The following is a 24,410-nucleotide window of genomic DNA, read 5'->3' on the forward strand; positions in this document are numbered from 1 at the left end:
ACACCAACAAAAAGTTGACACTATCGATTTTAATTGATATTTGTATCTTTTGAATGCCTCTGTTATAATATAACAAACTTATAATTAGGAGAATATTATGAATTTTTTAGCTATAAAACAAATCACAGACTATTTAACATCTCATCAAATTGACGCCGCATTCATTACTTCACCACATAATATTTATTATATTACTGATTATTTTAGTGATCCTATGGAAAGATTATCTGCATTACTAATTAGAAAAGATGGTCATTGTACGTTTATTTGTCCACAAATGGAAGTCATTTCAATTAAACGTCATCATCCTGAAGCACATATTGTTAGTTATTTAGATACAGAAAATGTTTATCATAAATTACAATCTCATTTTGAACACATTGATACATTGGCCATTGAAGAAAATCATTTAACTACTGGGCGTTATTTGACTATTCGTTCACATTTCGATTTACTCAAATGTGTCGCTATTGATAGTATCTTACAGCAATTACGTATTAAAAAATCATCATATGAAATTGCTAAAATTGAACAAGCAGCGCATTATGCAGACCAAGCTATAGCCATTGCCAAAGAACATTTAAAACTTGGAATAAGTGAAATAGAGTTAAAAGCCATTATTGAATTTGAAATTAAAAAACTCGGTGTTGAAGGTATGAGTTTTGATACAATGGTACTTTTTGGTGATCATGCTGCGGATCCACATGGTCATAGCGGCACTAGACAATTACAAAAAAATGAATATGTATTAATCGATTTAGGTTGTATTTATCAAGGCTATTGCTCTGATATTACACGAGTATTATCTTTTGGCGATATAAATGATGACCATCAAAAAATTTATAATATTGTATTAGACGCCAATCTTGCAGCCATTGCTGCTTGTCGACCAGGTCAGTCATTATCACATATAGATAAAATTGCTCGTCAAATCATTGAACAAGCAGGATATGGTCAATATTTTACACATCGTTTAGGACATGGTTTAGGAATGACTTGTCATGAATTTCCTGATGTTTCAGAAACAAGTGATACAATTTTAGAAGAAGGTATGGTCATTACTATTGAACCTGGTATTTATTTACCTGGACAAATTGGGATTAGAATTGAAGACGATGTCGTAATTACTGCTACAGGTGCTAAAGTTTTAACAAAATCACCTAAATAACAACATCATCGTGTAAATTAAGATTTTAAACAGCCCACGAAAATGGTATAATAAAGGTGTATTCATATAAGTAACAAATATTTTATTTTCACTAACAAACTTAGGAGGTTTTTTATGTTATTTTATAAAAATATTTTAATTGCTGTTGACGGATCAAAAGAAGCTGAATGGGCTTTTAATAAAGCCATTGCTGTTGCAAAACGTAATGATGCTAAATTAAATATTGCAACAGTTATTGATACACGCTCTTTTGCTTCAATTGATGCTTATGAACGTTCTATTTCTGAACGTGCTAGTCGTTTTGCTAATGATTTATTAAATCGTTATAAAAATGCTGCTGAACAAGCAGGGGTAAAAAACATAGAACTTTTTGTAGACTATGGTTCACCTAAGTCATTAATACCAAAAACAATCGCTAAAAATGCGCAAGCAGATTTAATTATGTGTGGCGCTACAGGTTTAAATGCTGTAGAACGTTTCTTTATGGGATCTGTATCAGAAAACATCGTACGTTTTGCACCTTGTGATGTATTAGTTGTTAGAACGAATACTATGCCTGCAGATTTTGAACCTACAATCGCTACAAAAGAATTTTTATCATCATTAAAACAATAAATTAAATAAATAGGATTAAAAGCTCTTTACCGAGAACTTTTAATCCTATTTTTAATCTTCATCATTATCTTGTGAAAAATAACTATCGACTACTGCACGTGCTAAATCACCGTCTTCTAAATAGAGTTCATTAACACCTGGTGTGCCTACTAATAATACTGTAAATGACATTTGAGGGTTTTCTGCTGGAACATAACCTATATAAGCATGATTTTCTGCATATAAACCAGATAAACCTCTATCTTTATTATTATAAGTTGTTTCAGCTGTACCTGTTTTCCCGGCAATAGAATAACTGCCATCTCCAAAATACTTACTTCCTGTACCTGCCGCAGTAGTATACACTAAATTCATACCTGCTTTAACTTGATCAAGTTGTTCGACCGTGTTATTAATTTTATTTAATTGAACATCAATTAATTTTTGTTTAACAGCACCCATTTTATTAGTGATTTTAGAAGGTTCTAAAACAGCTAAACCTAATCTCGGTGCATAACGTTGACCACCATTAGCAATAGTTGAAATATATTGTGATACTTGCATTGGCGTATAAGTATCATATTGTCCAATAAATTCATCTAAGAAACTAACAGGTGAATCAAGAATATTTCCTTTTAAACCTTCTGAATCAATCGGTAAATCGATCCCCGTTTTAACACCCAGACCCACTTGTCCGAAATCTTGACGAACTTTATTCATTTTATTTTCAATATGTGTTGTATCTAATACCATACCGGGTATATATTGTTGACCTAACATATCTAAAGCTAGTTTCCACATATAAACATTAGAAGAGCGTTGTATTGCGGTAACATCATCAATTTTAACAGCACCACCTTGAGAATTAAAGTAGGAAGTTTTGACTTGTGTATTAGATAACCAAATAGGTTCATCTACTTTAGTAGCTCCTACATTAATCAAATTATTTTGATAAGCTGTTAATAATGTTGCACCTTTAACAGTAGATCCCATTTCATAACTTGCAGATACTGTTGCATAACTTACATCAGATATACTTTGAATAGTGATATTATCTGCAGCAAAATTAATTTGTTTACCTACTACAGCTAATAATTCACCCGTATTTGGATTTTGTATAATGGCATAAGCTTGTGATAAAGTAGGCATACGACCTGCACCAACTTCTCGATTATGATAACTAACTAAATAATCGGTTACTTCTTTTTCTAAACGACGTTGTAAATTAATATCAATCGATAACTGGATATCATTACCAGCACTACCTGATTTGATTAACTCAGTATCTACAATACCACCCGTTTTATTCGTTTTAATTTTCACAACATTTTTATGACCTTTTAAAGTATCTTCATATTGTTGTTCTATATAACTTGTACCTACTCTATCACTACGTGTATATCCTTTGTTAAGATATTGTGTTAAATTCTCTTCTGGCAAACCATTAATAGAGAGTGTACCTATTAATGATTTTAATGTGTCGCCTTGTAAATATTCTCTTTCCCAATCAACACCAATATTAATACCACTAAGCGTTGATAAATTTTCACTAACCAAGGCATACTCTTCATCTGTAACATCTCTATTTTTAATGAATTGTGGACTTAAAATTGCACCTGATGACATTTTAGCATAGATAGCCAAAACATTTAAATCAATGTCTACTAATTCTTCATCCGTCACTCTTTGACGCATTAATTCATCATATTGTGCTTGTGTAATTAGTTGTTGTGCCACTTGTTCTTTTTCTTCATCAGTCATTTTAGAACGTGCTTCTTTTGGATGCAATGCAATCCAATAATCTTTTTTATCACGTTCTGTTAACTTTGATGTATCCATTTTAAGATATTTAGATAAATTTTCAGAGATGGCTAAAATTTCTTGAGTTGTCGTTAATTTTTGACGTGTGTAAGTAATGGCTTTATGCGTTTTATTACCTACAATTAATATGCCATTTCTATCATAAATCTTACCTCTCGGTACATTTTCATTTATAGTAATCTCTTCACTCTTAGCAATAAATGCACGCATTTTATCACCATTAACAACCTGTAAATCAAATAATCGCCATAATAATACGACAATCAATGTACATATTACCCAAAATAAAATATACAGTCTTTTTTTGATTTTTTTCAAATGTTGTTGCATACATCATCACCTTTTTAAATTTTTCTTATTCATTATATAAAATTTCCGACCCAACCACGATGCTGTACATTAACATCCCCAAATTTTTGCTTCAATTTTAAATAATGTTCCATTTCTTTAATAAACTGATACATATTAGTTCTTGTAATTAATTGTTCGTGTGATAAAGGTAATGACAAGTTATCTATTTTTATTTTAATCGTATATAAATCATACAATCTTAATTGTGCCGTTGTTGTTTCATGAATTTCTTCTGCAATGCATTTAATAAAAGGTGCTATCATTTCATTTTCTAATTGATATACTTTAATATCTTCTACCAATGGCACAATACGTGCAATAATACAAATTTGACTTTCTCTCATTTTAAAATAATCAAAATAATGATGATGATTTAAAAAATGATTTTCATTATCAAATCTTGACATCTCTATACTTTCTTTAATAATAATCAAAGTATCAGCTAATTGTTGTTGAACAACTAATTGCTGTTCAGGATGTAACAAATGATCTGTTAATTGTTGAAAAATACCTTTGAACTGTTCTTCTATCAAATAAACTTGATATTGTAATTTTTCTTCTGGATTAGGCATATACCAATTCACTAATAAAGAAATACTAATACCAATAATAACTACAAAAAATTCATTAATCAATACATCAAACGTAAAATGTTTGGCATTAAAAATATGTAAAATAATAACAATACTTGTGACTACACCTGCATTAACACGCAATGTTACTGTTAATGGAATAAATAATAATAACATTAAACCAATAACATAAATATGATACCCTAACAATTCAAACATCATCCCTGCTATAATCATACCTAACATACAAGCTACAAATCTTGTGTATGCAGCAATAAATGACTGTTTTCTTGTAGATTGTACACATAAAACAACAATAATACCTGTCGAAATAAAATTATTTATACCTATATACTTCGCCACCATAATGGCTAATGTTACACCTAGTGCTGTTTTTACCGTTCTCGTACCTATTTTAAATTTATTGAACTTGATCATCTCATCCCTCACACTTCAAAATAGCCATCACTTGTTGTGTATTATCTGTCATAATAGTTTCAACAGGTAATGATAAATAAGAAGTTACGATTTGACTATCATTTATCGTCCATAGACGAATAGGATAAGATAATTGTTGAACAGATGAATTATAGGCACGATAATCTAAGTGTAAACCTTTAGCTCCAGAATATTGTAGTTTAGTTACAATATCTTCTAGTGTATCAGTTAATAACGCTGTATTTAAATTAGGATTTATTTGATTAATTATCACTAAACTTTCTATATTAAACGAAGAATAAATAACACGTGATTGTAATTGATAGTTATCAACTAATGCTATCACTTGTTGTTCAATATTTTTATAATGTATTTGATCTGTTTTCAATTCAATATTACATTGCAAATCATTAGTCGTTAAAAAATTTAATACATCACTCAGTAAAGGCAATTCAAACCACGTATCTGGATAATGTTCTGCAAATTTACCACAATAATTATATTGTCGTAATTGCTCTAAAGTCATTTGATGAATAAAGCCTTTACCTGTTGATGTTCTATCAATTGTCTCATCATGTATCACTACTAAATGTTGATCACGTGTTAAGTGTACGTCTAATTCAATACCATCCACACCATCTGTTAATGCTTGATAAAATGCTGCCATTGTATTTTCAGGATATAAAGATGATGCACCACGGTGCGCAAAAATTTTTAATTGAGATTGTTTATTCATCATATCATTATTGTCCTCAAAAATTTTTATGTGCTAGTTCAAGTAATTCTTTAGCATTTTTCATCGTTAAATCAGTGATATTATTACCTGCTAACATACGTGCAATTTCAGCTATACGTGCTTCACCAGATAAAAATTGAATCGTACTATAAGTTCTATCAGCATCTTGTGATTTAACAATTAATAAATGTGAATTAGCTAAAGCAGCGACTTGTGGTAAATGTGAAATACATAATACTTGTACACCTTTAGCCAGTTCATACATCTTCTCACCCATTTTTTGAGCAATACGCCCACTAACACCCGTATCTACTTCATCAAATAAAACGGCAGTCGTCTGCATTTGATGTGCAAAAATCACTTTTATAGCTAGCATAATACGTGATAATTCACCACCAGAAGCAATTTTAGACAAATGTTTTCTCGGTTCACCTTTATTAGTACTAATTAAAAATTCAACTTGATCAATACCTAGTCTCGTTAAATTAATAGACTTATTAAAATTAAATTCTATCGTAACATACGGCATTTCTAAATAATTTAATTGTTGCACAATTTTTTCTTCTAATTGTTTAGCACTTTGTTGTCTTAAATCACTTAAACGATTAGCTATGACTAGACATTCCTGATAAAGCTGTTGTTCTTCATGAATTAACTCATCATATGTTTGTTCATGATTTTTTAAAGTTTCTATTTCATGTTCTAAAGCATCTACATAAGCAATTAATTCATTATTAGATTTTCCATATTTACGTTGTAAATGATTTAATAAATCCAATCTCGTTTCAATATCATTTAATCTAACTTCATCAAACTCAAGTTGATCCAAATAATTAGCTAGTTGATGTTCTAAATCTTGACAATGGTAATAAGCATCTAATATTGGTGCTTGTTGTTGTGAAAATGGTTCAGCAACTTGTGAAAGCTGCTGAATATTTTCTGATAATTGATATAGTTGGTCAATTAAGCCTTGTTGCAATAGTTGTTGACTGGCTTGTATTGAATGAGAAATTTTTTCAAAATTTAATAAGTAGGCTTTTTCTTTGATCAGTTGTTGTTCTTCATCTTGAATTAATTTTGCATTTACGAGTTCTTGATATTGAAATTGTAATAAATCTAATTTTTGCAAAATTTGTTGTTCATCTAATTTTAAAGACTGTAATGCTTTCTTTTTATTTGACCATTGATCGTATAAAGTTTGATAGCTTGTTAAGTGATCTTGATGCTGACTAAAAGTATCTATTAAATGTAATTGATAATCATCTTTTAATAATAATTGTGTATCGTGTTGACCATGAATATCAATTAAATAACTTGCGATAACCCTTAATTCTTGTAATGTCACTACAATATTATTAACTCTACATAAACTTTTACCAGAAGATAAAATTTCACGTCTCAATACTATAAATTCATCTAATTGAATACCTTTATTATTAAAAAATGTTACGAGTTCAGGTGACTCAATATAATCAAAAACACCTTCTATCATCGCCTTTTTTTCACCATGGCGAATATAATTCGTTGACGTTCTTGCACCTGTCAATTGTCGAATGGCATCTAAAATAATAGATTTTCCAGCACCTGTTTCTCCAGTCAAAACAGTTAAGCCTTCATCGAATACAATATTTTGTTGCTGAATAATTGCAAAATTAGTAATTTGAAGTTGGACTAACATTTTATCCTCCTTATCTTTACTGTAATAATGCTAAAATTTTATCTTCAATGATTTTACATTGTTCATTATCTCGCGTAATAATCAAACATGTATCATCACCACACACTGTCCCTACAATTTCAGGCCAATTTAATTGATCAACTAACACACCAATAGCATTCGCCGTTCCCGGCAAAGTTTTTACTACCAATAAATGTTGTGCTAAAACCATATTAATATAATTATCTGCTAAATATTGTGATAATTTATTCAATGGCTCAATTGAACGTTCAATAGGTAGGGCATATTTATAATTACCATTATCTAAAGGTAATTTAATTAATTGCAATTCTTTAATATCTCTTGACACTGTAGCTTGTGTTACATTCCAACCAGCTGCCATCAATTCATTCACTAATTCTTCTTGTGTTTTAATTGCATTATTTAAAATAATTTCTTTTATCGCATTTTGTCTACTTCTTTTTTTTCTCATGATAATTAGGCTCCTACCAATTATTAATTTTATTGTTAGATTAATTGACTATCTGGTATATGATTTAAATAAGCTTCTACATCAACTAAAGTATCTGTTAATGCGCCTACTTCAAATGGCGATTTTAAATTAGCACGTTCAACAATTTCTAAAAATGAAGCTGTACCACCGATATGACAAATATTTAAATAATCTTGCCATGCTTTCGGATCTTTATCTATTTGGCTTCGTTTCCAAAATTGTAATGCACAAATTTGAGCTAAAGTATAATCAATATAATAAAATGGTGATGCAAATATATGTCCCTGTTTAAACCAAAAACCACCATTTTCTAAAAAGTCATCATCTTCGTAAACACGTTCTGGACAATATTGTTGTTCTAAACGTCGCCATGTTGCACGACGTTGTTGAGGTGTCATATTTGGATTTTCGTACACTTCATGTTGGAAATGATGTACTAAAACACCATAAGGTAAAAATTCAATAGCGCTTGCTAAATGTGCAAATTTATATTTATCAGTTTGTTCTTTAAAGAAGTTATGCATCCAAGGCCATGTGAAAAATTCCATACTCATCGAATGAATTTCACAACTTTCATAAGTTGGCCAGATACATAATTCTGGAGAAATCCATCTTGATTGATAAACTTGGAAAGCATGTCCCGCTTCATGTGTTAATACATCAATATCACCTGATGTTGAATTGAAATTAGCAAAAATAAATGGTGAACGTTCTGTTGTAATATAACTACAATAACCACCAGCTTGCTTACCGTCTTTACTTAAAACATCAAATAAATCACGATCCATCATAAAATCAATAAATTCATGTGTTTCTGATGATAATTCATGATACATTTTTTGGCCATTTAATAAAATTTCTTCTGGTGTACCAACTGGTTTAGCATTACCATTAATAAATTTTAATGCTAAATCATATGATTTCAATTGATCAATGCCAATACGTTTAGCTTGGCGTTCATATAATTTTTGTGTCATAGGTACAACATGTTTTAATACTTCTTTACGATACGTATCTACCATTTGTCGATTATAATCAAAACGATTCATCGCAATATAACCATATTCCACATAATCTTTAAAGCCTAATTCATGTGCAATTTTAGTTCTTAATTGAACTAAATCATCATAAATTTGATCGAATTTTTCTTCGTTTTTTTGAAAGAATGCACTTTGTGCTTGTTGTGCTTGGCGACGTGTTTCACGATTAGAATCAGTTAAATATAATGTCATTTGTGGCAATGTATTTTTTTTGCCATCAAAATCAATTTGTGCTGAGGCAATTAAAGTGTCATATTCACTAACTAATTGATTTTCTTGTTGTAATAATGGAATAATTTCTGATTTAAATAATTTTAATTTATTTTCTAATAACAAGAAATACGTTTTAGGAAAATGAGCTTTTAATTCATTTAAAAGTGGTGATGACATAACAGCTCTATTAACAGTATCATCTACTTCAAAAAATAAAGGACTGTATTCATTCCAAAAATCATTTTCTTGCTTATTAAATTCATCCTTCGTATTAATTGAGTAACGTATTGAAGCTAATGAGTACATACCTGAGACTTGATCTTGTAGTTGATGAATGGCTTTTAAAGTTTCTACAGCTTTTTCTACACTATCAGCTTGTTTGAATAATTTTAGTTGCTCATTAATTTTTAATTTATACACTTCTAATTCCGGTCTATTATACGCATAATCTTTAAATTTTAACATTCTGTTACCTCCTTTTATTGTCTATTATTATACTACATTTTGTATAATAAAATCTAATGATAGTTAAGATAATTTATATAAAAACAGTTAAAAACTATAAAAGAGCTGATTATCAGCTCTTTTATATTATACATTTTTTGCTGTTGCATTCACTCGACCACGTTGATCAATTTCTGTTACTTTAACTTTTAATACATCGCCTACTTTAACAACTTCTTCAATTTTTTCGACACGTTCTTCTCTTAATTGAGAAATATGTACTAAAGCATCTGTACCCGCAAATAATTCAACAAAAGCCCCAAATTTTTCAACACGTTTAACTTCTGCTAAATAAATTTGTCCTACTTCCGCTACACGAACAATATTTTCAATCATTGTTTTAGCTTTATTAATTGCCTCTTGATCAGTTGCACCGATAAATACTGAACCATCTTGTTCAATATCAATTTTTACACCCGTTATTTCTATAATTTCATTAATTTGTTTACCACCAGGACCTATTACATCTCTGATTTTATCAGGCTTAATCATAATTTTAATTACTTTAGCTGCATATTTTGATAATTCGTGACGATGTGTTGGAATTGTTGATAACATGTGTTTTAAAATATGTAAACGACCCGCTTTAGCTTGTGTTAAAGCTTCTTCTAAAATTTCTTTATTTAAACCATCTATTTTAATATCCATTTGTAAAGCTGTAATACCATTAGCTGTCCCTGCAACTTTAAAATCCATATCGCCTAAATGATCTTCCATACCTTGAATATCTGACAATACCGTATAATTCTCATCTTTTTTAACTAGCCCCATCGCAATACCAGCCACAGGTGATGTTAAAGGTACACCCGCCGCCATTAAAGCCATTGTTCCTGCACAAATAGACGCTTGTGATGTCGAACCATTTGATTCTAAAATTTCAGAAACGACACGTACTGTATATGGAAAGTCATCAGAACTTGGCATTACTTGAGCAATTGCACGTTCACCTAAAGCACCATGACCAATTTCACGACGACCTGGACTTCTAGCAATACCAGGTTCACCTACTGAAAATGCTGGGAAATTATAATGTAACATAAAACGTTTATTATCAGCTTCAACAATGCCATCAATAATCTGTTCATCAGAAATACTACCTAATGTAACAACAGATAATGCTTGCGTTTGACCACGAGTAAATAATGCTGATCCATGTGCTCTCGGTAATAAATCAACTTCTGAAGATAAAGGTCTAATTTCATCAGGTTTACGTCCATCAGGGCGTACTTTTTCATCTGTGATTAAACGTCTTACTTCATTTTTAACTATTTTATCTAAAATTTGTTTTACTTGTTTTAATACATCATCTGCTGCTTCTTTAAGTACATATTCATCAATAACACTATCTTTAACAGATTGTATATTATCTTCACGTTGTTGCTTATCATAAGTTTGAATAGCAGCCACTAATTGTTGTTCTGCACGTAATGAAATTTCTTTAACTAAATCTTCATCTAATTCATATAATGTGATTTCTTGTTTTGTTTTACCAACAGCGTCTACAATTTGTTGTTGGAAAGCGATTAAACGTTTGATTTCTTCATGCCCAAACATAATCGCTTCTAACATTTTATCTTCTGGCACTTCTTTAGCACCAGCTTCAACCATGTTAATGGCATCTTTTGTACCTGCTACAACTAATTCCATTTGTGATTGTGCCATTTGTTCAACATTTGGATTGATAACCAAGTTACCATCTACCAAGCCAACTTTAACACCAGCAATAGGTCCTTCAAATGGAATATCTGAAATTGATAATGCAAGTGATGAGCCTAACATCGCAGCAACCGCAGGATCACAATCATCTTCTACTGATAATACCATCGAAACAACTTGAACTTCATTTCTAAAGCCATCAGCAAATAATGGACGAATAGGTCTATCAATCAAACGTGCTATTAAAGTAGCATCTGAACTTGGGCGACCTTCACGTTTTAAAAATCCACCAGGAATTTTACCTGCTGCATACATTTTCTCTTCATAATTAATTGTTAATGGGAAAAAATCTACATCTTTAGGTTGTTTAGATGCAACTGCAGTAGATAAAACAACTGTATCTCCATATCTGATAACTACTGCACCATTGGCTTGTTTGGCAATTTGACCAATTTCCACACTTAAAGGATGTCCAGCCCATGTTGTACTAAATACTTTTTTTCGTTTTGCATAATCTTCTCCTCTACGTTAGTCCCTAACGTTTTTTATCTCATACTTGTATCATTCATATTTTACGCTATTTTTTCTGTTACTGTCAATGATACTACGCATAAAAAATACGACAAGAAAAATATCGTGAAGTATGACCTACACATAGAAAAAAATCTCTCTTAATTATTTACCTCAAAAGCAATAATCAAGAGAGCGTTATATATTATTTTTTATTATCCGTAATATATTCATAAATTAATTTTATTGTAAGAAATACACTGATAATAAAATAATCATATTCTTTTTTATCTATATAATGTAATGTAGCGAATACTGTAGTAAAAATAATAAAATATATTGAGTATTTATAATATGTGTCAAGTCTCATAATTTACTCCCTTTGTTTATACAATAAATCTAACAACTTACCATAATTATACCTATAAAAACTAAAATAGTATATTAAAAAATGAGTATTTTCGGTATTGCTACCGAAATACTCATTTTCATTTAGAAACTTATGCTTTGCAATTACTCTGCTTCAGCCATTTTTATTTTTTTAGCTTCTTTTTCACGTTGGTTTTTATCTAAAATTTTCTTTCTTAAACGAATAGATTCTGGTGTAACCTCTACATATTCATCATCATTTAAATATTCTAAGGCTTCTTCTAATGACATAATTCTAGGTTTTTTCAAAGTTGTTGTTTGATCTTTCGTTGCACTACGTACGTTAGTTTGCGCTTTAGCTTTAGTGACGTTAACAGCTAAATCATTTTCACGACTATGTTCACCAACGATCATACCCGCATAAACTTCAGTACCTGGATCAATGAAAATAACACCACGTTCTTCTACTGAACTAATTGAATAAGAAGTTGCTTGACCATTTTCCATAGATACTAGTACACCTTGGCGACGGCCACCTACTTTACCTTTTTGCATTGGTTGATATGAGTCAAATGTATGATTTAAAATACCATAACCACGTGTTAATGACATGAACTCTGTTGAATAACCAATTAAACCACGTGCTGGTACATTGAAGATTAAACGCACTTGTCCAGTACCATTATTAACCATATCCAACATATCACCTTTACGTTGACCTAATGATTCAATAACTGAACCTGTTGCTTCTTCTGGAATATCAATTTGTACACGCTCGATTGGCTCACATTTCACACCATCAATTTCTTTAATAATAACTTGTGGTTTAGAAACTTGTAACTCAAAACCTTCACGACGCATATTTTCAATTAAAATTGATAAATGTAATTCACCACGACCTGATACAATCCAAGAATCTTGCGCTGATTGTTCAACACGTAAAGATACGTCTGTTTCTAATTGTGCTAATAAACGTTCTTCAATTTTTCTAGCTGTTACAAATTTACCTTCACGCCCTGCGAATGGTGAATTATTAACTACAAATGTCATTTGTAATGTTGGCTCATCAATTCTTAATAGCGGTAAAGCTTCTGGTGCTTCTACTGGACAAACTGTTTCTCCAACATTAATGTCTTCCATTCCTGCGATGGCAATAATATCTCCAGCCTTTGCAGTTTGAATTTCTAAACGTTTCAAACCGAAATAACCAAACATTTTAGTTACACGGAAGTTTTTAACACTACCGTCTAATTTCATTAATGAAACGGCTTGTCCAACTTTCATTTCACCACGGAACACACGACCGACACCGATACGTCCTACATATTCATTATAATCTAATAATGCTACTTGGAATTGTAATGGGTCATTGCTATTATCAACTGGTGCTGGTACATAATCAATAATTGTTTCATATAAACATTCCATTGTTGGCTCTTGTTTTGCTGGATCAGATTCTAATGAAGCTGTACCATTAATTGCTGAAGCAAAAACTACTGGGAATTCTAATTGTTCGTCATCTGCACCTAATTCAATAAATAAGTCAATAACTTCATCTACTACTTCTTCTGGACGTGCAAAATCTCTATCGATTTTATTAACAACAACAATCGGTTTTAAATGTTGTTCTAATGCTTTCTTTAACACAAAACGTGTTTGTGGCATTGTACCTTCATAGGCATCAACAACTAATAAAACACCATCTACCATTTTCATGATACGTTCTACTTCACCACCAAAATCGGCATGCCCTGGTGTATCTAAAATATTAATACGTGTCTCTTTATAATCCACAGCCGTATTTTTAGCTAAAATAGTAATACCACGTTCTCTTTCTAAATCATTAGAATCCATCGCACGTTCTTCAACGTGTTCATTACTTCTAAAAATACCTGATTGTTTTAATAATTCATCTACCAAAGTTGTTTTACCGTGGTCTACGTGGGCGATAATTGCAATATTTCTAATATCTTGTCTTAAATTTGACATTCTTTTCTCCTAATTCTGTTGTATGCTGAACATACATAATCTATACTTGCTCAATATTATCACTTTATTTAACACTTGACAATATAAAAAACTAACAAAGATAACTTTATTATGGTAAACTGAGTTATAAAATACTTATATTTAGAGGTAATACAATGAATCAATATGCATTTAATCAACAAGATTTTGAAGTTTTTAATGTTGAAGGACTTGAGCCACGTATGGCTGCACTCGTTGAAGTCATCCGACCTAAATTAAATCATTTAGGTGAATTATACGCACCTTATTTAAGTGATATGTTGGGCGAACAATTTTATGCACATGTTGCTAAGCATGCTCGCCGAAAAACTAATCCTCCAAAAGATACATGGGTCGCTTTCTCGACAAATAAACGTGGTTACAAAATGTTGCCCCATTTTCAAATTGGTTTATGGCAAAGTCAAGTTTTTATTTATTTCGGTGTTATTTATGAATCACCTGATAAGAAGCAATTTGCAGAAAAATTAAACAATCAATTTAATTTATTACGATCACTACCTAAAAATTTTATTATTAAGGGTGATCATATGAAAGAAGATTATGCCATCATCGATCAATTATCAGATGAACAATTACAACAATACATTACGAGATTGCGTACTGTAAAAAAAGCTGAATTATTAATCGGATTAATTATTACACCAGATGACATGCTTAATTTAAATGATGACACATTTACTGAAATGATAAATAAAGCTTTCGATCAATTATCAATATTTTATTAAAAAATAACCTATTATATTTCATACATCGTGAACAAAGATGTGCGAATATAATAGGTTATTTATTATTTAGAACAAGTATAAAGACCTACACCTAATAATAATATCCAAAAGAATAAAAGTAAAATAATATTTTCCATATGAAAATTACCTCCCAATAAATCAATCATATTTTTATTTACAACACTATATTATCTCTTTTCGAGATAATAGTCAACAACAAAATCTCAAAAAGAGATTTTGTTGTTGTTTTATAGCTATTTATATGATATTGTTATTTTGAGGTGTATAATATGAAAACGACTATTGGAACTATAATTAAAAAATATAGAAAAACTAAAAACATTACACAAAAACAATTAAGTCAATTGACAGGTTTTAATCAAAATACTATTTCTAACCACGAAAATGGTAATCGTTCTTTAAACGAACATGATATTAATATTTATGCACAAGCATTAAATATTGAACTATATGAATTTTTCACTTATTCGCCTGATGATAAAACAATTTGTGATATTCATAGCGTTTTAAAAACATTAAATCAAGAACAAAAAAATGAAGTTTTAAATTTTATTCACCAACAACAAATCACTTCTTTTCCTAAACCTTCTAGTTATGTCGTAGATTTATACGGCTATGTATCTGCAGGTTCAGGTGAAACTTTGTTTGATAATCCTATTGAACAAATTATTAGTCACCAACCTGTCCCAAAACATGATTTAGCTTTACAAGTCAATGGTGATAGTATGTTGCCATTATTTAATGACAAAGATATTTTATTTGTCGAAAAACAAACACAATTACAATCAGGTCAAATTGGTGTATTTATTATTAACAACGAAGCGTATGTCAAAAAATTAAAAATTGAAAATAATGCCATTCGTTTAATTTCGTTAAATAAAAAATATAAAGACCTTATTTTCACCGAAAATGATAATATTGTGACTGTTGGTAAAGTGTTATTATAAAAGTACAGCGAGATGTTCATCATCTCGCTGTACTTTTATTTATTAATGATTAATTCATTTAGTTGTTTGTCAATTTCTTCAAGCTCTGCACCTGCTTGTAACAAGGCAGCAGCTGTGTAAGTTCCCTCAATTAAAGGTACATTATATCTAATTATTTTTTTATTAGAGAATTCACTTGCTAAGTCTAAATTCATTTTAGCACTACCTAAATCATAAAATGATAAAATAGTTTGTGAGGGATGTTTTTCTATCAAGTCAATGACTTGATTAAATGAACTCCCTATATCTCCTTCTTCTGTCCCTCCTACATAACTAATAGCAATATCTGGTGCAATTTCGGTTAATAAATCAACCAATCCTTCAGCAATTTTATTTGAATGTGACACAATCATAATACCTAATTGATGCATTGATCTAACCCCACTTCTAGCATTGACGTAAATAATAATGCACTTGAATAAGCACCTGGATCAATATGACCTAGAGAACGTTGTCCTAAATAAGACGCTCTTCCTTTTGTAGCTACAATTTCTTTAGTATTTTCAGCAAAATGGATAATCTTATCTTGTGTCAAAGTAGTTGTTTTCAAATGCTCAATAACAAGTTGCCATACGTCTACCATTGTTTTTTCATTAACATCACACTTACCGCGATTTTTAATAGCAGCTAACCCAGCTTCTAAAGATGGTATTAGTCCTGATTCTATTTGTTGACTCATTGCTAAAAAGGCTGAACCATAAAGTGGACCAGAAGCTCCACCAACTTTACTTAATAATGTCATTGCCACTAATTTCAAAATATCACTGGCTACCGTTGGTTGTTTTTCTTCTAGTATGGTTTTAACACTCTCCATACCTCTCGCCATATTATTACCATGATCAGCATCACCAATTTCTGCATCTAATTGACTTAATAATTGTTTATTTTCTTGGATTTTGTCATTAAATAATAATAACCATTCTAATATTTTTTCACTACTCATTTTACTTCTCCTACCATGATATTGTCTTAACTGGTGCAAATAATGCTGTTAACCATTCTTGATTTTCAAATTTAATAACTGTCAATGACAAACCTTGCATATCAATTGACGTCATATAATTTCCAACTTTATTAAATACTATTTTGATTTTTTTCTCTTCTGCTATTTTTTTAACATCATTTGCAAAAATAAATTGCTCCATTAAAGGTGTGCCACCTAAACCATTAATTAATAATCCGTATTCTTGACCTTCTTGCATATTAAAATCAATCGCAATTTTATTAAATAATTCTTGTGCTAATTGATATGAAGGTAATAATTTTTCTCGGCGATAACCAGGTTCTGAATGGATACCTATACCAAACTCAATTTCATCATCAGCTAAAATAAAACCTGGTTTCCCTAGTTCTGGCACAGTCGCAGCAGATAAAGCTAATCCAATTGTTTTAATGTGTGAAACTAATTGTTGACCCATTATCTTTAATTCTGACAATGTTTTACCTTGTTGTGCATAGTAACCTAAAATTTTATGTACTAAAATTGTACCCGCAACACCACGTTTACCTTGTGTATATAAACTATCTTCAACAGCAATATCATCATCCACTACAATAGATTCGACATTTATGCCTTCCATTTGTGCCAATTCTTGTGCAAGTTCAAAATTCATAATATCACCAGAATAGTTTTTGATAATTAATAAAACTCCCTGACCTTCATCACTAACTTTAATTGCTTCTAAAATTTGATCTGGTGTTGGTGAAGTAAAAACAGCACCACATACTGCTGCTGATAACATACCTTGCCCTACAAAACCAGCATGTGCTGGTTCATGACCACTACCACCACCACTGATTAAAGCAACTTGACCCGTTTTTTCTGATACTTTTTGAATAATATCATAGCCATCTACTCTTTTTACAATATCACTATAACAACTAACGATTCCTTGTAACATTTCTTCAACAACATGTTGTGGTTCATTAATAATTTTTTTCATTAATAGTCCTCCTAAAATAGATAACGCTTTCTTATTTAGTATAGATGAATCATTAACATAAGTAAACATTTTTATGATAACGCTTATCTATTATTCTAAAATAAAAGCGTTGATGCTTTTATCATCAACACTTTCATCTTCTATTATTTTAGTCTGCTACACCTAAAGCTATTTTAGCATAACGACTCATCATATCTTTTGTCCATGCTGGTGTCCAAACAATATCAACATCTACCTTAGTCACTTCTGGTACATCTGATAATGAAGCTTGAACTTGATCTACAATAACTGGACCTAAAGGACATCCCATTGACGTTAAAGTCATCTCTACAATGGTATGACCTTCTGGATTCATTTTAACATCATAAATTAAACCTAAATTAACAATATCTATTCCTAATTCTGGATCAATCACTTGTTCTAAAGCATCCATAACTCTATCTCTTAAATCTTCTGAAAACATACTACACCTCTTCTTAATAAATTATTTTCATTTTATCATGTTTATTATTATTCTACAATTTTAAAATTCGCGACTATCAGGTTGACATAATAAATTATTCATTAATTTTATCTCTGTTGCTGATTGAATTAATTCAGTATCTTTAATGATTTGTTGCCATTGATTAAAATGTATTAATTGTTGGAAATCATTATCTGGTAATAAATTAATTTCAATTAGTTGATGAGTTATTGGATGTATAAATTTTACTGCATAACAATGTAAGGCTTGATGCGAATACTTTGTTGTATCGCCACCATACAAACTATCTCCAACAATTGGATACCCAAAATGAGATAAATGCACTCTAATTTGATGTGTTCTACCTGTATGCAATTGTAATTTGACTAAAGCATATTTTTCATCTTGATATTGCACTTTAAAGCTAGTTTTAGAATATTGTCCTTCATCACTTATAATACGCTTAATAATGCTTCCTGATTGAATAGACATATAACCAGTTAATTGTCCTTCATTGATCTCTAATCCTGAATCAACAAGCGCTAAATAAAATTTATTAATGGCTTGTTGTGTAATTAAATAATGCGTATACTGATATTTTGCAAAAATAACAATACCAGAAGTATAACGATCTAATCTTGTAACAACATGCGGCGTACTAGATAATTTATTTTGTAAAAAATAAGCTAATACTTGTTCAACTAAAGATTCATGTTGCCCTTCTTTTGTCGGTAAAGTCGGTTGCCCAGCCGGCTTATTAACAATTAAATAATATTGATCCTCAAATAAAATATCTAATGGCTGATGATATGGTATTAAATAAGGACTTACCTGTTCTTCTGGAAAAACAACATTGACTTGCTGACCTTTTTTCATAAAATACGTCACTGTCACAGCTTGTCCATCAACTAATAATTGTCCACCTTGATGTTTGACAGCCGTTAAAGTTCTTCTGGATAAATGTTGTTTTAATAATTGTCTTAAAGATTGATCTTCTTCACTAATAAAAGATAAGGTTAATTTTGACATGAGGCATCCTCTTCTATAAACGCACGACGAACACGTTGCCAAAATGGATAAGGTTTAAATCTAGCAAAGACGATATGTTCGTCAGCAATACGATAATTAATTGCTACAATACTATCACTTTTAAAAGACATATGATCGTTTGACACACGTAACACTTGTCCTGATTTTGGTTTAATCGTACACCAATGATCTTTAGGAATAATTAATGACGAACCTATTGTTCTAAATACGCGATTATTAATCGATGCCATTTCAGTTAATTGCATGGCATTACAAGTTGTGTGCATAATCGCCCCACCTAAAGCTTTATTATATGCTGTTGAACCAGATGGTGTGCATAAACATAAGCCATCACCACGAAAACTTTCAAAATGAATATCTTTTAAATAGACATCTGCTACAAATGTCGAACCATCATATGATTTTACTGTGCTTTCATTTAATGATAAAAATTGTTGTGTTTCTCCATTTGTATAAGTGATTGTAATTTCTAAAAGTGGTGAAACAACTTCTTTTAATTGTTGAGGATTAACTAAATCAGCCACTAGTTGATCAACTTCATTTGGCGACCAATCAGCAAAGAACCCTAAATGTCCCGTGTGCAAACCCATGAAACGCACTGTTGACAGTTTATGTGCATATTGATGAAAAGCTTCTAAAAATGTGCCATCACCACCTATCGAAATAACAATATCTGGTGACTCTGAATCTTTAATAAATTGATGTAACAATAATTGTTGTGTTAAATTTGTAGCAATTTGTTGTGATATTTCATCTTGTCTGACAATTAAATTAAATTTCATAATCTACCTCTACCGATGCCTATCAAAATATTTTTGTGCTTCTAGTATTTCTTCTCTAATTGCAGACATCTCATCATCTAATAAAGCAGCCGCTTCAGCAGCACGTTGTAATCTTTGTCTAATTTCATTAGGATAATCACCAGCATACTTATAATTTAAAGAATGTTCAATTGTGGCCCAAAAATTCATGGCCAATGTTCTAATTTGAATTTCAGCTAATACGGTACGATTACCTTGAGCCGTAGAAATTGGATATTCTATAATAACATGATATGAACGATAACCACTTTCTTTAATATTGCTAATATAATCTCTTTCTTCTACAATTTTAAAATCATGACGTTGTTTTAACATACCGACAACCACATCAATATCATGCGTAAATTGGCACATCATTCTTAATCCAGCAATATCATACATTTTTTCGTGTATATCCTGATGACTAATACCACGTCTTTGCGCTTTATCTAAAATAGATGGAATTGGCTTCACCCTACCCGTAACAAATTCAATTGGTGATGGTCTATCTTTCAATTTATATTCTTTACGAATCCCTTTTAATTTGATTTTCAATTCTTCTACAGCCTGAACATAAGGAAATAAAAATTGTTCCCATTCTTTAGTATTTAATGGAATGTGATTAACTGTCATATTATTCACCTCGTTATAAATTTAAGATTTTTATTGAACAAAAATATCACAAAATTCATCTACAAAATGAATACCATAATTAGGATTATCTTCAATATTACTTGACATTTGAATTAATTCCTCACTAAAATCAACTAGTTCATAAGTTTCATTAACGAATACTTTTGTTTTTTCTTGAAAATAAATAGGTAATAAATCTTCCCAGTAAGTCTTTTCTATTTTAATGAAAGAAAAACTATCTAAATCATCCAATTTATACATTAAAGCTAAATTATCACTGTCAATTAGTAACTCACCAGTTGCAATTAAACTTTCATCAAAATTAGGAATCATTATGTTAACACTTTCATCATTTTCAATAATTTCTTTAATTTGATATATTTTCGACATATTGTCTCCTTTATGTATAAAATTATTACTGCTTCTAGTTTATCATATTTACTTAATATTAGTCACTAAAGAAAATCCTTTCGATAACTTCGAAAGGATTTTCTTTTAATTATTTAATTCTTTTTGAAGTTTGAATCTTTCTTTCCAAACTTTTATAAAATCTGGCGCAAACGGACCTTGTTTACGATCAATCCATTGTTGAAGAATATCAACATTACGCTGTAAAATATCACCAATTTCTGGAGGATAATTCATTTGTTTACTATGAATTTTGTATTCATCCTCATCTAGTAAATAATACTTACCATTAGGATGTACTTTAATATCTAAATCATAATCAATATATTTCAGCCCTTCGTTATCGCAAACAAAAGGAGAACTTAAATTACAATAATAATGTACACCATCATTTCTAAACATACAAATAATATTAAACCAATATTCTGAATGAAAATAAACGATTGCTGGCTCTCTAGTTACCCAAGTTCTACCGTCTGATTCAGTGACTAATGTGTGATTATTACCACCAATGATGACATGACTAGTTCCTTTGAGTACCGTTGTTTCTGACCATACACGATGAATTTTACCATTGTGTTTATAACTAATAATACGTAATTGTTGTCCTTCTTTTGGTATGGATTCTTTAATCATTCTTCCACACCCCTTATAGTCATTTTCTCTTTTAGTATAGCATGCTTATTAATAGACAAGCAAGACGTAGCTCACGAATTATTTAATTATTTGCTTAATAATTTTTTGAACTGGTACACTAACGGTCAAATGAGGTAAATCTTCAAGACTCATTAAACGTTGTTGTGTATTATTTTTAATCTTAACAACATAAACATTAAGATGCCATGTCAAATGTGTAAAGACATGTTTTAAAGTCATTAATTCAACTGGTTGTGTAATCACTGTGACATTATAATCCTCTTCTAGTTTATGAATAGCCACTTCATCTTCATACATTGGAAATTCCCACATATTAGCCAACAAACCTTTCGCTGGTCTTTGTTGCATTAACCAATGATGCTGTTCGTCCATCATTACATAAACATCATAAGTTAATTGTTTATTTTTAATTTTTTTAGTTTTAACTGGAAATTGATAGACTGTATCATCATGATAACTTTGACAATGTTTTTGAACTGGACAGTCATCACATTTAGCATTTTTAGGTTTACAAATTAAAGCACCTAATTCCATTAATGCCTGATTAAAATCACTAGCTTGTTGCTTCGGTATAATTTCAGTGATAGCTTGTTCGAATTTTTTACGTGTAGCCCCTTTAGTAATATCATCATTTAAAGCATTTAACCTACTCCATACTCGAAAAACATTACCATCTACCGCAGCAATCGGAAGATTATAAGCAATACTCATTACTGAACCTCGAGTATATGGCCCTACTCCTTTTAAAGAAGCAAATTTCTCTGGATCATTTGGAACTTGACCTTGATATTTATCGGCTACTTCTTTAATTGCCGTATGCAAATTACGTGCACGTGAATAATAACCTAAACCTTCCCATTGTTTTAATACTTCTTCTTCGGGTGCATTTGCTAAACTAATTAAATCAGGATATTTGTCAATAAAACGTTCATAATAACTTTTTACTGTATCCACTTGTGTTTGTTGCAACATCACTTCACTTAGCCAAATATAATAAGGATTTGTTGTTCTACGCCATGGTAAATCTCTTTTATTTTGTTGATACCAATCTATCAAATGTTTATTAAATTTATTTGCCTCAATCATATATTATCCTTCATTCATTTTATAAAATAGTCATTAATATTTATTGTACATGAAATTAAATCTTTTTAATAGAGATTTAATTTTTGCTATAATGAAATTAACTTTAATCATCGAAGGAGTTTATATGAATCAACAACCTTTAGCACATCAAATGCGTCCAACCAACATAGACGATATTGTTGGTCAACAACATTTAGTTGGTCCAAACGGCATTATACGTCAAATGGTTCAACAGCAAAAATTATATTCTATGATTCTTTACGGTCCACCTGGTGTCGGTAAAACTTCTATTGCCAGCGCCCTAGCAGGAACAACACAATATAAATTTAGAAAATTAAATGCAGTAACTAGCACAAAAAAAGATATTGAACAAGTAATACTTGAAGGTAAGATGAGTGGGCAAGTGATTTTATTAATGGATGAAATTCATCGATTAAATAAAGCACAACAAGATATTTTATTACCCCATTTAGAAGATGGGCATTTAATTGTTATTGGAGCTACAACAGCTAATCCTTATCATGCTATTAATCCCGCCATTCGTTCTCGCATGCAAATTTTTCAATTAGAGGCCATTAAACCACAAGATATTATTCAACGTTTACGTACCATTATTACACAAAAAAATTTAGATAGAGATTATCCCATTTCAGATCACATACTAGAATATTTAGCACATGCTTGTGGTGGAGATATTAGAGCAGCAATTAATGCCTTAGAACTAAGCTTATTATCAACAACAGCTTTAACAATTGATTCCATTAAGCCTTTTCTACAATTTAATCATATCCATCACGATAAAGATGGTGATGGTCATTATGATGTATTAAGTGCATTTCAAAAATCAATACGTGGTAGTGACGTAGATGCCAGCCTTCACTATTTAGCAAGATTAATTGAAGCAGAAGATTTAACTTCCATTTGCAGAAGATTATTAGTTATCGCTTTTGAAGATATTGGTTTAGCTAGCCCACAAGCAGCTACACGAACTTTAACAGCTATTGAAGCGGCTGAACGTTTAGGGTTTCCAGAAGCTCGCATTCCCTTAGCTCAAGCAGTTATCGAACTTGCCTTAAGCCCAAAATCCAATAGCACCGTCATTGCCATTGATCATGCTTTACAAGACTTAAAAACTTCAGGTGATTTATCCATCCCTAAACATCTAAAAGATGCACATTATCAAGGTGCTAAAGATTTAGGTCACGGTCTTGATTATCAATATCCCCACAATTATACTAGTGGCATCGCCAATCAACAATACTTACCAAATAAATTAAAACATCAACGCTACTATCAACCAAAACACACCTCGAAATCAGAACAAGCTTTCGCTAACTATCAAGCACACATCGAAAGTATTAATCCGAAAAAATAACAAAAATGCCTATCACACTGACAAAGTATGATAGGTCTTTTCATATCAACATAGAACCATTCAAAATAACGGTTCTATAATTTAAAGTGTTG

23 protein-coding genes are annotated in these 24,410 nt (G+C 30.7%); 5 read left to right on the forward strand and 18 right to left on the reverse strand.

Translation table 11 applies throughout. From position 1 onward, the window contains the following. Nucleotides 1–97 precede the first annotated feature (97 nt). Together AC5EAH_RS04915 and AC5EAH_RS04920 are read left to right on the forward strand one after the other, a co-directional pair. Complete coding sequence (locus AC5EAH_RS04915; protein WP_493493648.1) at nucleotides 98–1,168, forward strand: M24 family metallopeptidase; 1,071 nt, start codon at nucleotides 98–100, stop codon at nucleotides 1,166–1,168. Between the two features lie 114 nt (nucleotides 1,169–1,282). Beyond that, nucleotides 1,283–1,783, forward strand: coding sequence for a universal stress protein (locus AC5EAH_RS04920; protein ID WP_493493649.1), 501 nt, complete (start codon nucleotides 1,283–1,285; stop codon nucleotides 1,781–1,783). A gap of 51 nt (nucleotides 1,784–1,834) precedes the next feature. Here AC5EAH_RS04920 and AC5EAH_RS04925 read toward each other — a convergent pair whose 3' ends face one another. The 8 genes from AC5EAH_RS04925 to typA form a co-directional block, all read right to left on the reverse strand. Continuing rightward, a complete protein-coding gene (locus AC5EAH_RS04925) occupies nucleotides 1,835–3,913 on the reverse strand; it encodes a peptidoglycan D,D-transpeptidase FtsI family protein (protein WP_493493650.1) in 2,079 nt (692 codons plus the stop codon). A 32-nt stretch (nucleotides 3,914–3,945) separates the two neighbouring features. Then, nucleotides 3,946–4,944 (reverse strand): aromatic acid exporter family protein, encoded by a 999-nt coding sequence (locus tag AC5EAH_RS04930; RefSeq protein ID WP_493493651.1) that lies wholly within the window; start codon nucleotides 4,942–4,944, stop codon nucleotides 3,946–3,948. A gap of 1 nt (nucleotide 4,945) precedes the next feature. After that, nucleotides 4,946–5,683 (reverse strand): glycerophosphodiester phosphodiesterase, encoded by a 738-nt coding sequence (locus AC5EAH_RS04935; RefSeq protein ID WP_493493652.1) that lies wholly within the window; start codon nucleotides 5,681–5,683, stop codon nucleotides 4,946–4,948. Between the two features lie 13 nt (nucleotides 5,684–5,696). Beyond that, nucleotides 5,697–7,358: a DNA repair protein RecN gene (gene recN, locus AC5EAH_RS04940; protein WP_493493653.1), complete on the reverse strand. Its 1,662-nt coding sequence runs from the start codon at nucleotides 7,356–7,358 to the stop codon at nucleotides 5,697–5,699. A 16-nt stretch (nucleotides 7,359–7,374) separates the two neighbouring features. Then, nucleotides 7,375–7,830, reverse strand: coding sequence for a transcriptional regulator AhrC/ArgR (gene ahrC / locus AC5EAH_RS04945; protein WP_493493654.1), 456 nt, complete (start codon nucleotides 7,828–7,830; stop codon nucleotides 7,375–7,377). 35 nt (nucleotides 7,831–7,865) lie between these two features. Then, nucleotides 7,866–9,569 carry a M3 family oligoendopeptidase gene (locus tag AC5EAH_RS04950; protein ID WP_493493655.1) on the reverse strand — a complete coding sequence of 568 codons (1,704 nt, stop codon included), beginning with the start codon at nucleotides 9,567–9,569 and terminating at the stop codon, nucleotides 7,866–7,868. Nucleotides 9,570–9,695: 126 nt separating this feature from the next. Beyond that, a complete protein-coding gene (gene pnp / locus AC5EAH_RS04955) occupies nucleotides 9,696–11,723 on the reverse strand; it encodes a polyribonucleotide nucleotidyltransferase (protein WP_493493656.1) in 2,028 nt (675 codons plus the stop codon). A gap of 564 nt (nucleotides 11,724–12,287) precedes the next feature. Then, a complete protein-coding gene (gene typA / locus AC5EAH_RS04960; protein WP_493493657.1) occupies nucleotides 12,288–14,132 on the reverse strand; it encodes a translational GTPase TypA in 1,845 nt (614 codons plus the stop codon). A gap of 155 nt (nucleotides 14,133–14,287) precedes the next feature. Between typA and AC5EAH_RS04965 the strand changes: the two genes are divergently transcribed. Next, a complete protein-coding gene (locus AC5EAH_RS04965; protein ID WP_493493658.1) occupies nucleotides 14,288–14,896 on the forward strand; it encodes a YktB family protein in 609 nt (202 codons plus the stop codon). Between the two features lie 290 nt (nucleotides 14,897–15,186). Further along, nucleotides 15,187–15,864, forward strand: coding sequence for an XRE family transcriptional regulator (locus tag AC5EAH_RS04970; RefSeq protein WP_493493659.1), 678 nt, complete (start codon nucleotides 15,187–15,189; stop codon nucleotides 15,862–15,864). Between the two features lie 35 nt (nucleotides 15,865–15,899). Here AC5EAH_RS04970 and dhaM read toward each other — a convergent pair whose 3' ends face one another. From dhaM to mutY, 10 genes are all read right to left on the reverse strand, one after another. Continuing rightward, on the reverse strand, nucleotides 15,900–16,274 hold the full coding sequence (dhaM, locus tag AC5EAH_RS04975; RefSeq protein ID WP_493493660.1) for a dihydroxyacetone kinase phosphoryl donor subunit DhaM: 375 nt from the start codon (nucleotides 16,272–16,274) through the stop codon (nucleotides 15,900–15,902). Next, nucleotides 16,262–16,846, reverse strand: coding sequence for a dihydroxyacetone kinase subunit DhaL (gene dhaL, locus AC5EAH_RS04980; protein ID WP_493493661.1), 585 nt, complete (start codon nucleotides 16,844–16,846; stop codon nucleotides 16,262–16,264). The genes dhaM and dhaL overlap by 13 nt, the downstream gene beginning before the upstream one ends. 10 nt (nucleotides 16,847–16,856) lie before the next feature. Further along, nucleotides 16,857–17,846 (reverse strand): dihydroxyacetone kinase subunit DhaK, encoded by a 990-nt coding sequence (gene dhaK / locus AC5EAH_RS04985; protein WP_493493662.1) that lies wholly within the window; start codon nucleotides 17,844–17,846, stop codon nucleotides 16,857–16,859. 148 nt (nucleotides 17,847–17,994) lie between these two features. Beyond that, complete coding sequence (locus AC5EAH_RS04990) at nucleotides 17,995–18,309, reverse strand: metal-sulfur cluster assembly factor (RefSeq protein WP_493493663.1); 315 nt, start codon at nucleotides 18,307–18,309, stop codon at nucleotides 17,995–17,997. A 60-nt stretch (nucleotides 18,310–18,369) separates the two neighbouring features. Further along, complete coding sequence (locus AC5EAH_RS04995) at nucleotides 18,370–19,338, reverse strand: RluA family pseudouridine synthase (protein WP_493493664.1); 969 nt, start codon at nucleotides 19,336–19,338, stop codon at nucleotides 18,370–18,372. Beyond that, nucleotides 19,326–20,141: an NAD kinase gene (locus tag AC5EAH_RS05000; protein ID WP_493493665.1), complete on the reverse strand. Its 816-nt coding sequence runs from the start codon at nucleotides 20,139–20,141 to the stop codon at nucleotides 19,326–19,328. Before AC5EAH_RS05000 ends, AC5EAH_RS04995 begins: the two co-directional genes overlap by 13 nt. 9 nt (nucleotides 20,142–20,150) lie before the next feature. Continuing rightward, nucleotides 20,151–20,792 (reverse strand): GTP diphosphokinase, encoded by a 642-nt coding sequence (yjbM, locus tag AC5EAH_RS05005; RefSeq protein ID WP_493493666.1) that lies wholly within the window; start codon nucleotides 20,790–20,792, stop codon nucleotides 20,151–20,153. A gap of 30 nt (nucleotides 20,793–20,822) precedes the next feature. After that, nucleotides 20,823–21,182, reverse strand: a complete 360-nt coding sequence (locus AC5EAH_RS05010; protein WP_493493667.1) for a UPF0738 family protein — start codon at nucleotides 21,180–21,182, stop codon at nucleotides 20,823–20,825. Between the two features lie 105 nt (nucleotides 21,183–21,287). Further along, nucleotides 21,288–21,836 (reverse strand): nucleoside tri-diphosphate phosphatase, encoded by a 549-nt coding sequence (gene ntdP / locus AC5EAH_RS05015; RefSeq protein WP_493493668.1) that lies wholly within the window; start codon nucleotides 21,834–21,836, stop codon nucleotides 21,288–21,290. A 78-nt stretch (nucleotides 21,837–21,914) separates the two neighbouring features. Further along, entirely contained in the window at nucleotides 21,915–22,943 is a 1,029-nt protein-coding gene (mutY, locus tag AC5EAH_RS05020) for an A/G-specific adenine glycosylase (protein ID WP_493493669.1), read from the reverse strand. A gap of 124 nt (nucleotides 22,944–23,067) precedes the next feature. Between mutY and AC5EAH_RS05025 the strand changes: the two genes are divergently transcribed. Further along, on the forward strand, nucleotides 23,068–24,318 hold the full coding sequence (locus AC5EAH_RS05025; RefSeq protein ID WP_493493670.1) for a replication-associated recombination protein A: 1,251 nt from the start codon (nucleotides 23,068–23,070) through the stop codon (nucleotides 24,316–24,318). Nucleotides 24,319–24,410 lie beyond the last annotated feature (92 nt).

It is taken from the genome of Staphylococcus sp. B1(2026) (assembly GCF_058895785.1).

Bases quoted from the DNA above. Each gene is read 5' to 3' on its own strand.
- AC5EAH_RS04915 (WP_493493648.1), top strand. From the start codon at position 98: ATGAATTTTTTAGCTATAAAACAAATCACAGACTATTTAACATCTCAT.
- AC5EAH_RS04920 (WP_493493649.1), top strand. From the start codon at position 1,283: ATGTTATTTTATAAAAATATTTTAATTGCTGTTGACGGATCAAAAGAA.
- AC5EAH_RS04925 (WP_493493650.1), bottom strand. From the start codon at position 3,913: ATGCAACAACATTTGAAAAAAATCAAAAAAAGACTGTATATTTTATTT.
- AC5EAH_RS04930 (WP_493493651.1), bottom strand. From the start codon at position 4,944: ATGATCAAGTTCAATAAATTTAAAATAGGTACGAGAACGGTAAAAACA.
- AC5EAH_RS04935 (WP_493493652.1), bottom strand. From the start codon at position 5,683: ATGATGAATAAACAATCTCAATTAAAAATTTTTGCGCACCGTGGTGCA.
- recN (WP_493493653.1), bottom strand. From the start codon at position 7,358: ATGTTAGTCCAACTTCAAATTACTAATTTTGCAATTATTCAGCAACAA.
- ahrC (WP_493493654.1), bottom strand. From the start codon at position 7,830: ATGAGAAAAAAAAGAAGTAGACAAAATGCGATAAAAGAAATTATTTTA.
- AC5EAH_RS04950 (WP_493493655.1), bottom strand. From the start codon at position 9,569: ATGTTAAAATTTAAAGATTATGCGTATAATAGACCGGAATTAGAAGTG.
- typA (WP_493493657.1), bottom strand. From the start codon at position 14,132: ATGTCAAATTTAAGACAAGATATTAGAAATATTGCAATTATCGCCCAC.
- AC5EAH_RS04965 (WP_493493658.1), top strand. From the start codon at position 14,288: ATGAATCAATATGCATTTAATCAACAAGATTTTGAAGTTTTTAATGTT.
- AC5EAH_RS04970 (WP_493493659.1), top strand. From the start codon at position 15,187: ATGAAAACGACTATTGGAACTATAATTAAAAAATATAGAAAAACTAAA.
- dhaM (WP_493493660.1), bottom strand. From the start codon at position 16,274: ATGCATCAATTAGGTATTATGATTGTGTCACATTCAAATAAAATTGCT.
- dhaL (WP_493493661.1), bottom strand. From the start codon at position 16,846: ATGAGTAGTGAAAAAATATTAGAATGGTTATTATTATTTAATGACAAA.
- dhaK (WP_493493662.1), bottom strand. From the start codon at position 17,846: ATGAAAAAAATTATTAATGAACCACAACATGTTGTTGAAGAAATGTTA.
- AC5EAH_RS04990 (WP_493493663.1), bottom strand. From the start codon at position 18,309: ATGTTTTCAGAAGATTTAAGAGATAGAGTTATGGATGCTTTAGAACAA.
- AC5EAH_RS04995 (WP_493493664.1), bottom strand. From the start codon at position 19,338: ATGTCAAAATTAACCTTATCTTTTATTAGTGAAGAAGATCAATCTTTA.
- AC5EAH_RS05000 (WP_493493665.1), bottom strand. From the start codon at position 20,141: ATGAAATTTAATTTAATTGTCAGACAAGATGAAATATCACAACAAATT.
- yjbM (WP_493493666.1), bottom strand. From the start codon at position 20,792: ATGACAGTTAATCACATTCCATTAAATACTAAAGAATGGGAACAATTT.
- AC5EAH_RS05010 (WP_493493667.1), bottom strand. From the start codon at position 21,182: ATGTCGAAAATATATCAAATTAAAGAAATTATTGAAAATGATGAAAGT.
- ntdP (WP_493493668.1), bottom strand. From the start codon at position 21,836: ATGATTAAAGAATCCATACCAAAAGAAGGACAACAATTACGTATTATT.
- mutY (WP_493493669.1), bottom strand. From the start codon at position 22,943: ATGATTGAGGCAAATAAATTTAATAAACATTTGATAGATTGGTATCAA.
- AC5EAH_RS05025 (WP_493493670.1), top strand. From the start codon at position 23,068: ATGAATCAACAACCTTTAGCACATCAAATGCGTCCAACCAACATAGAC.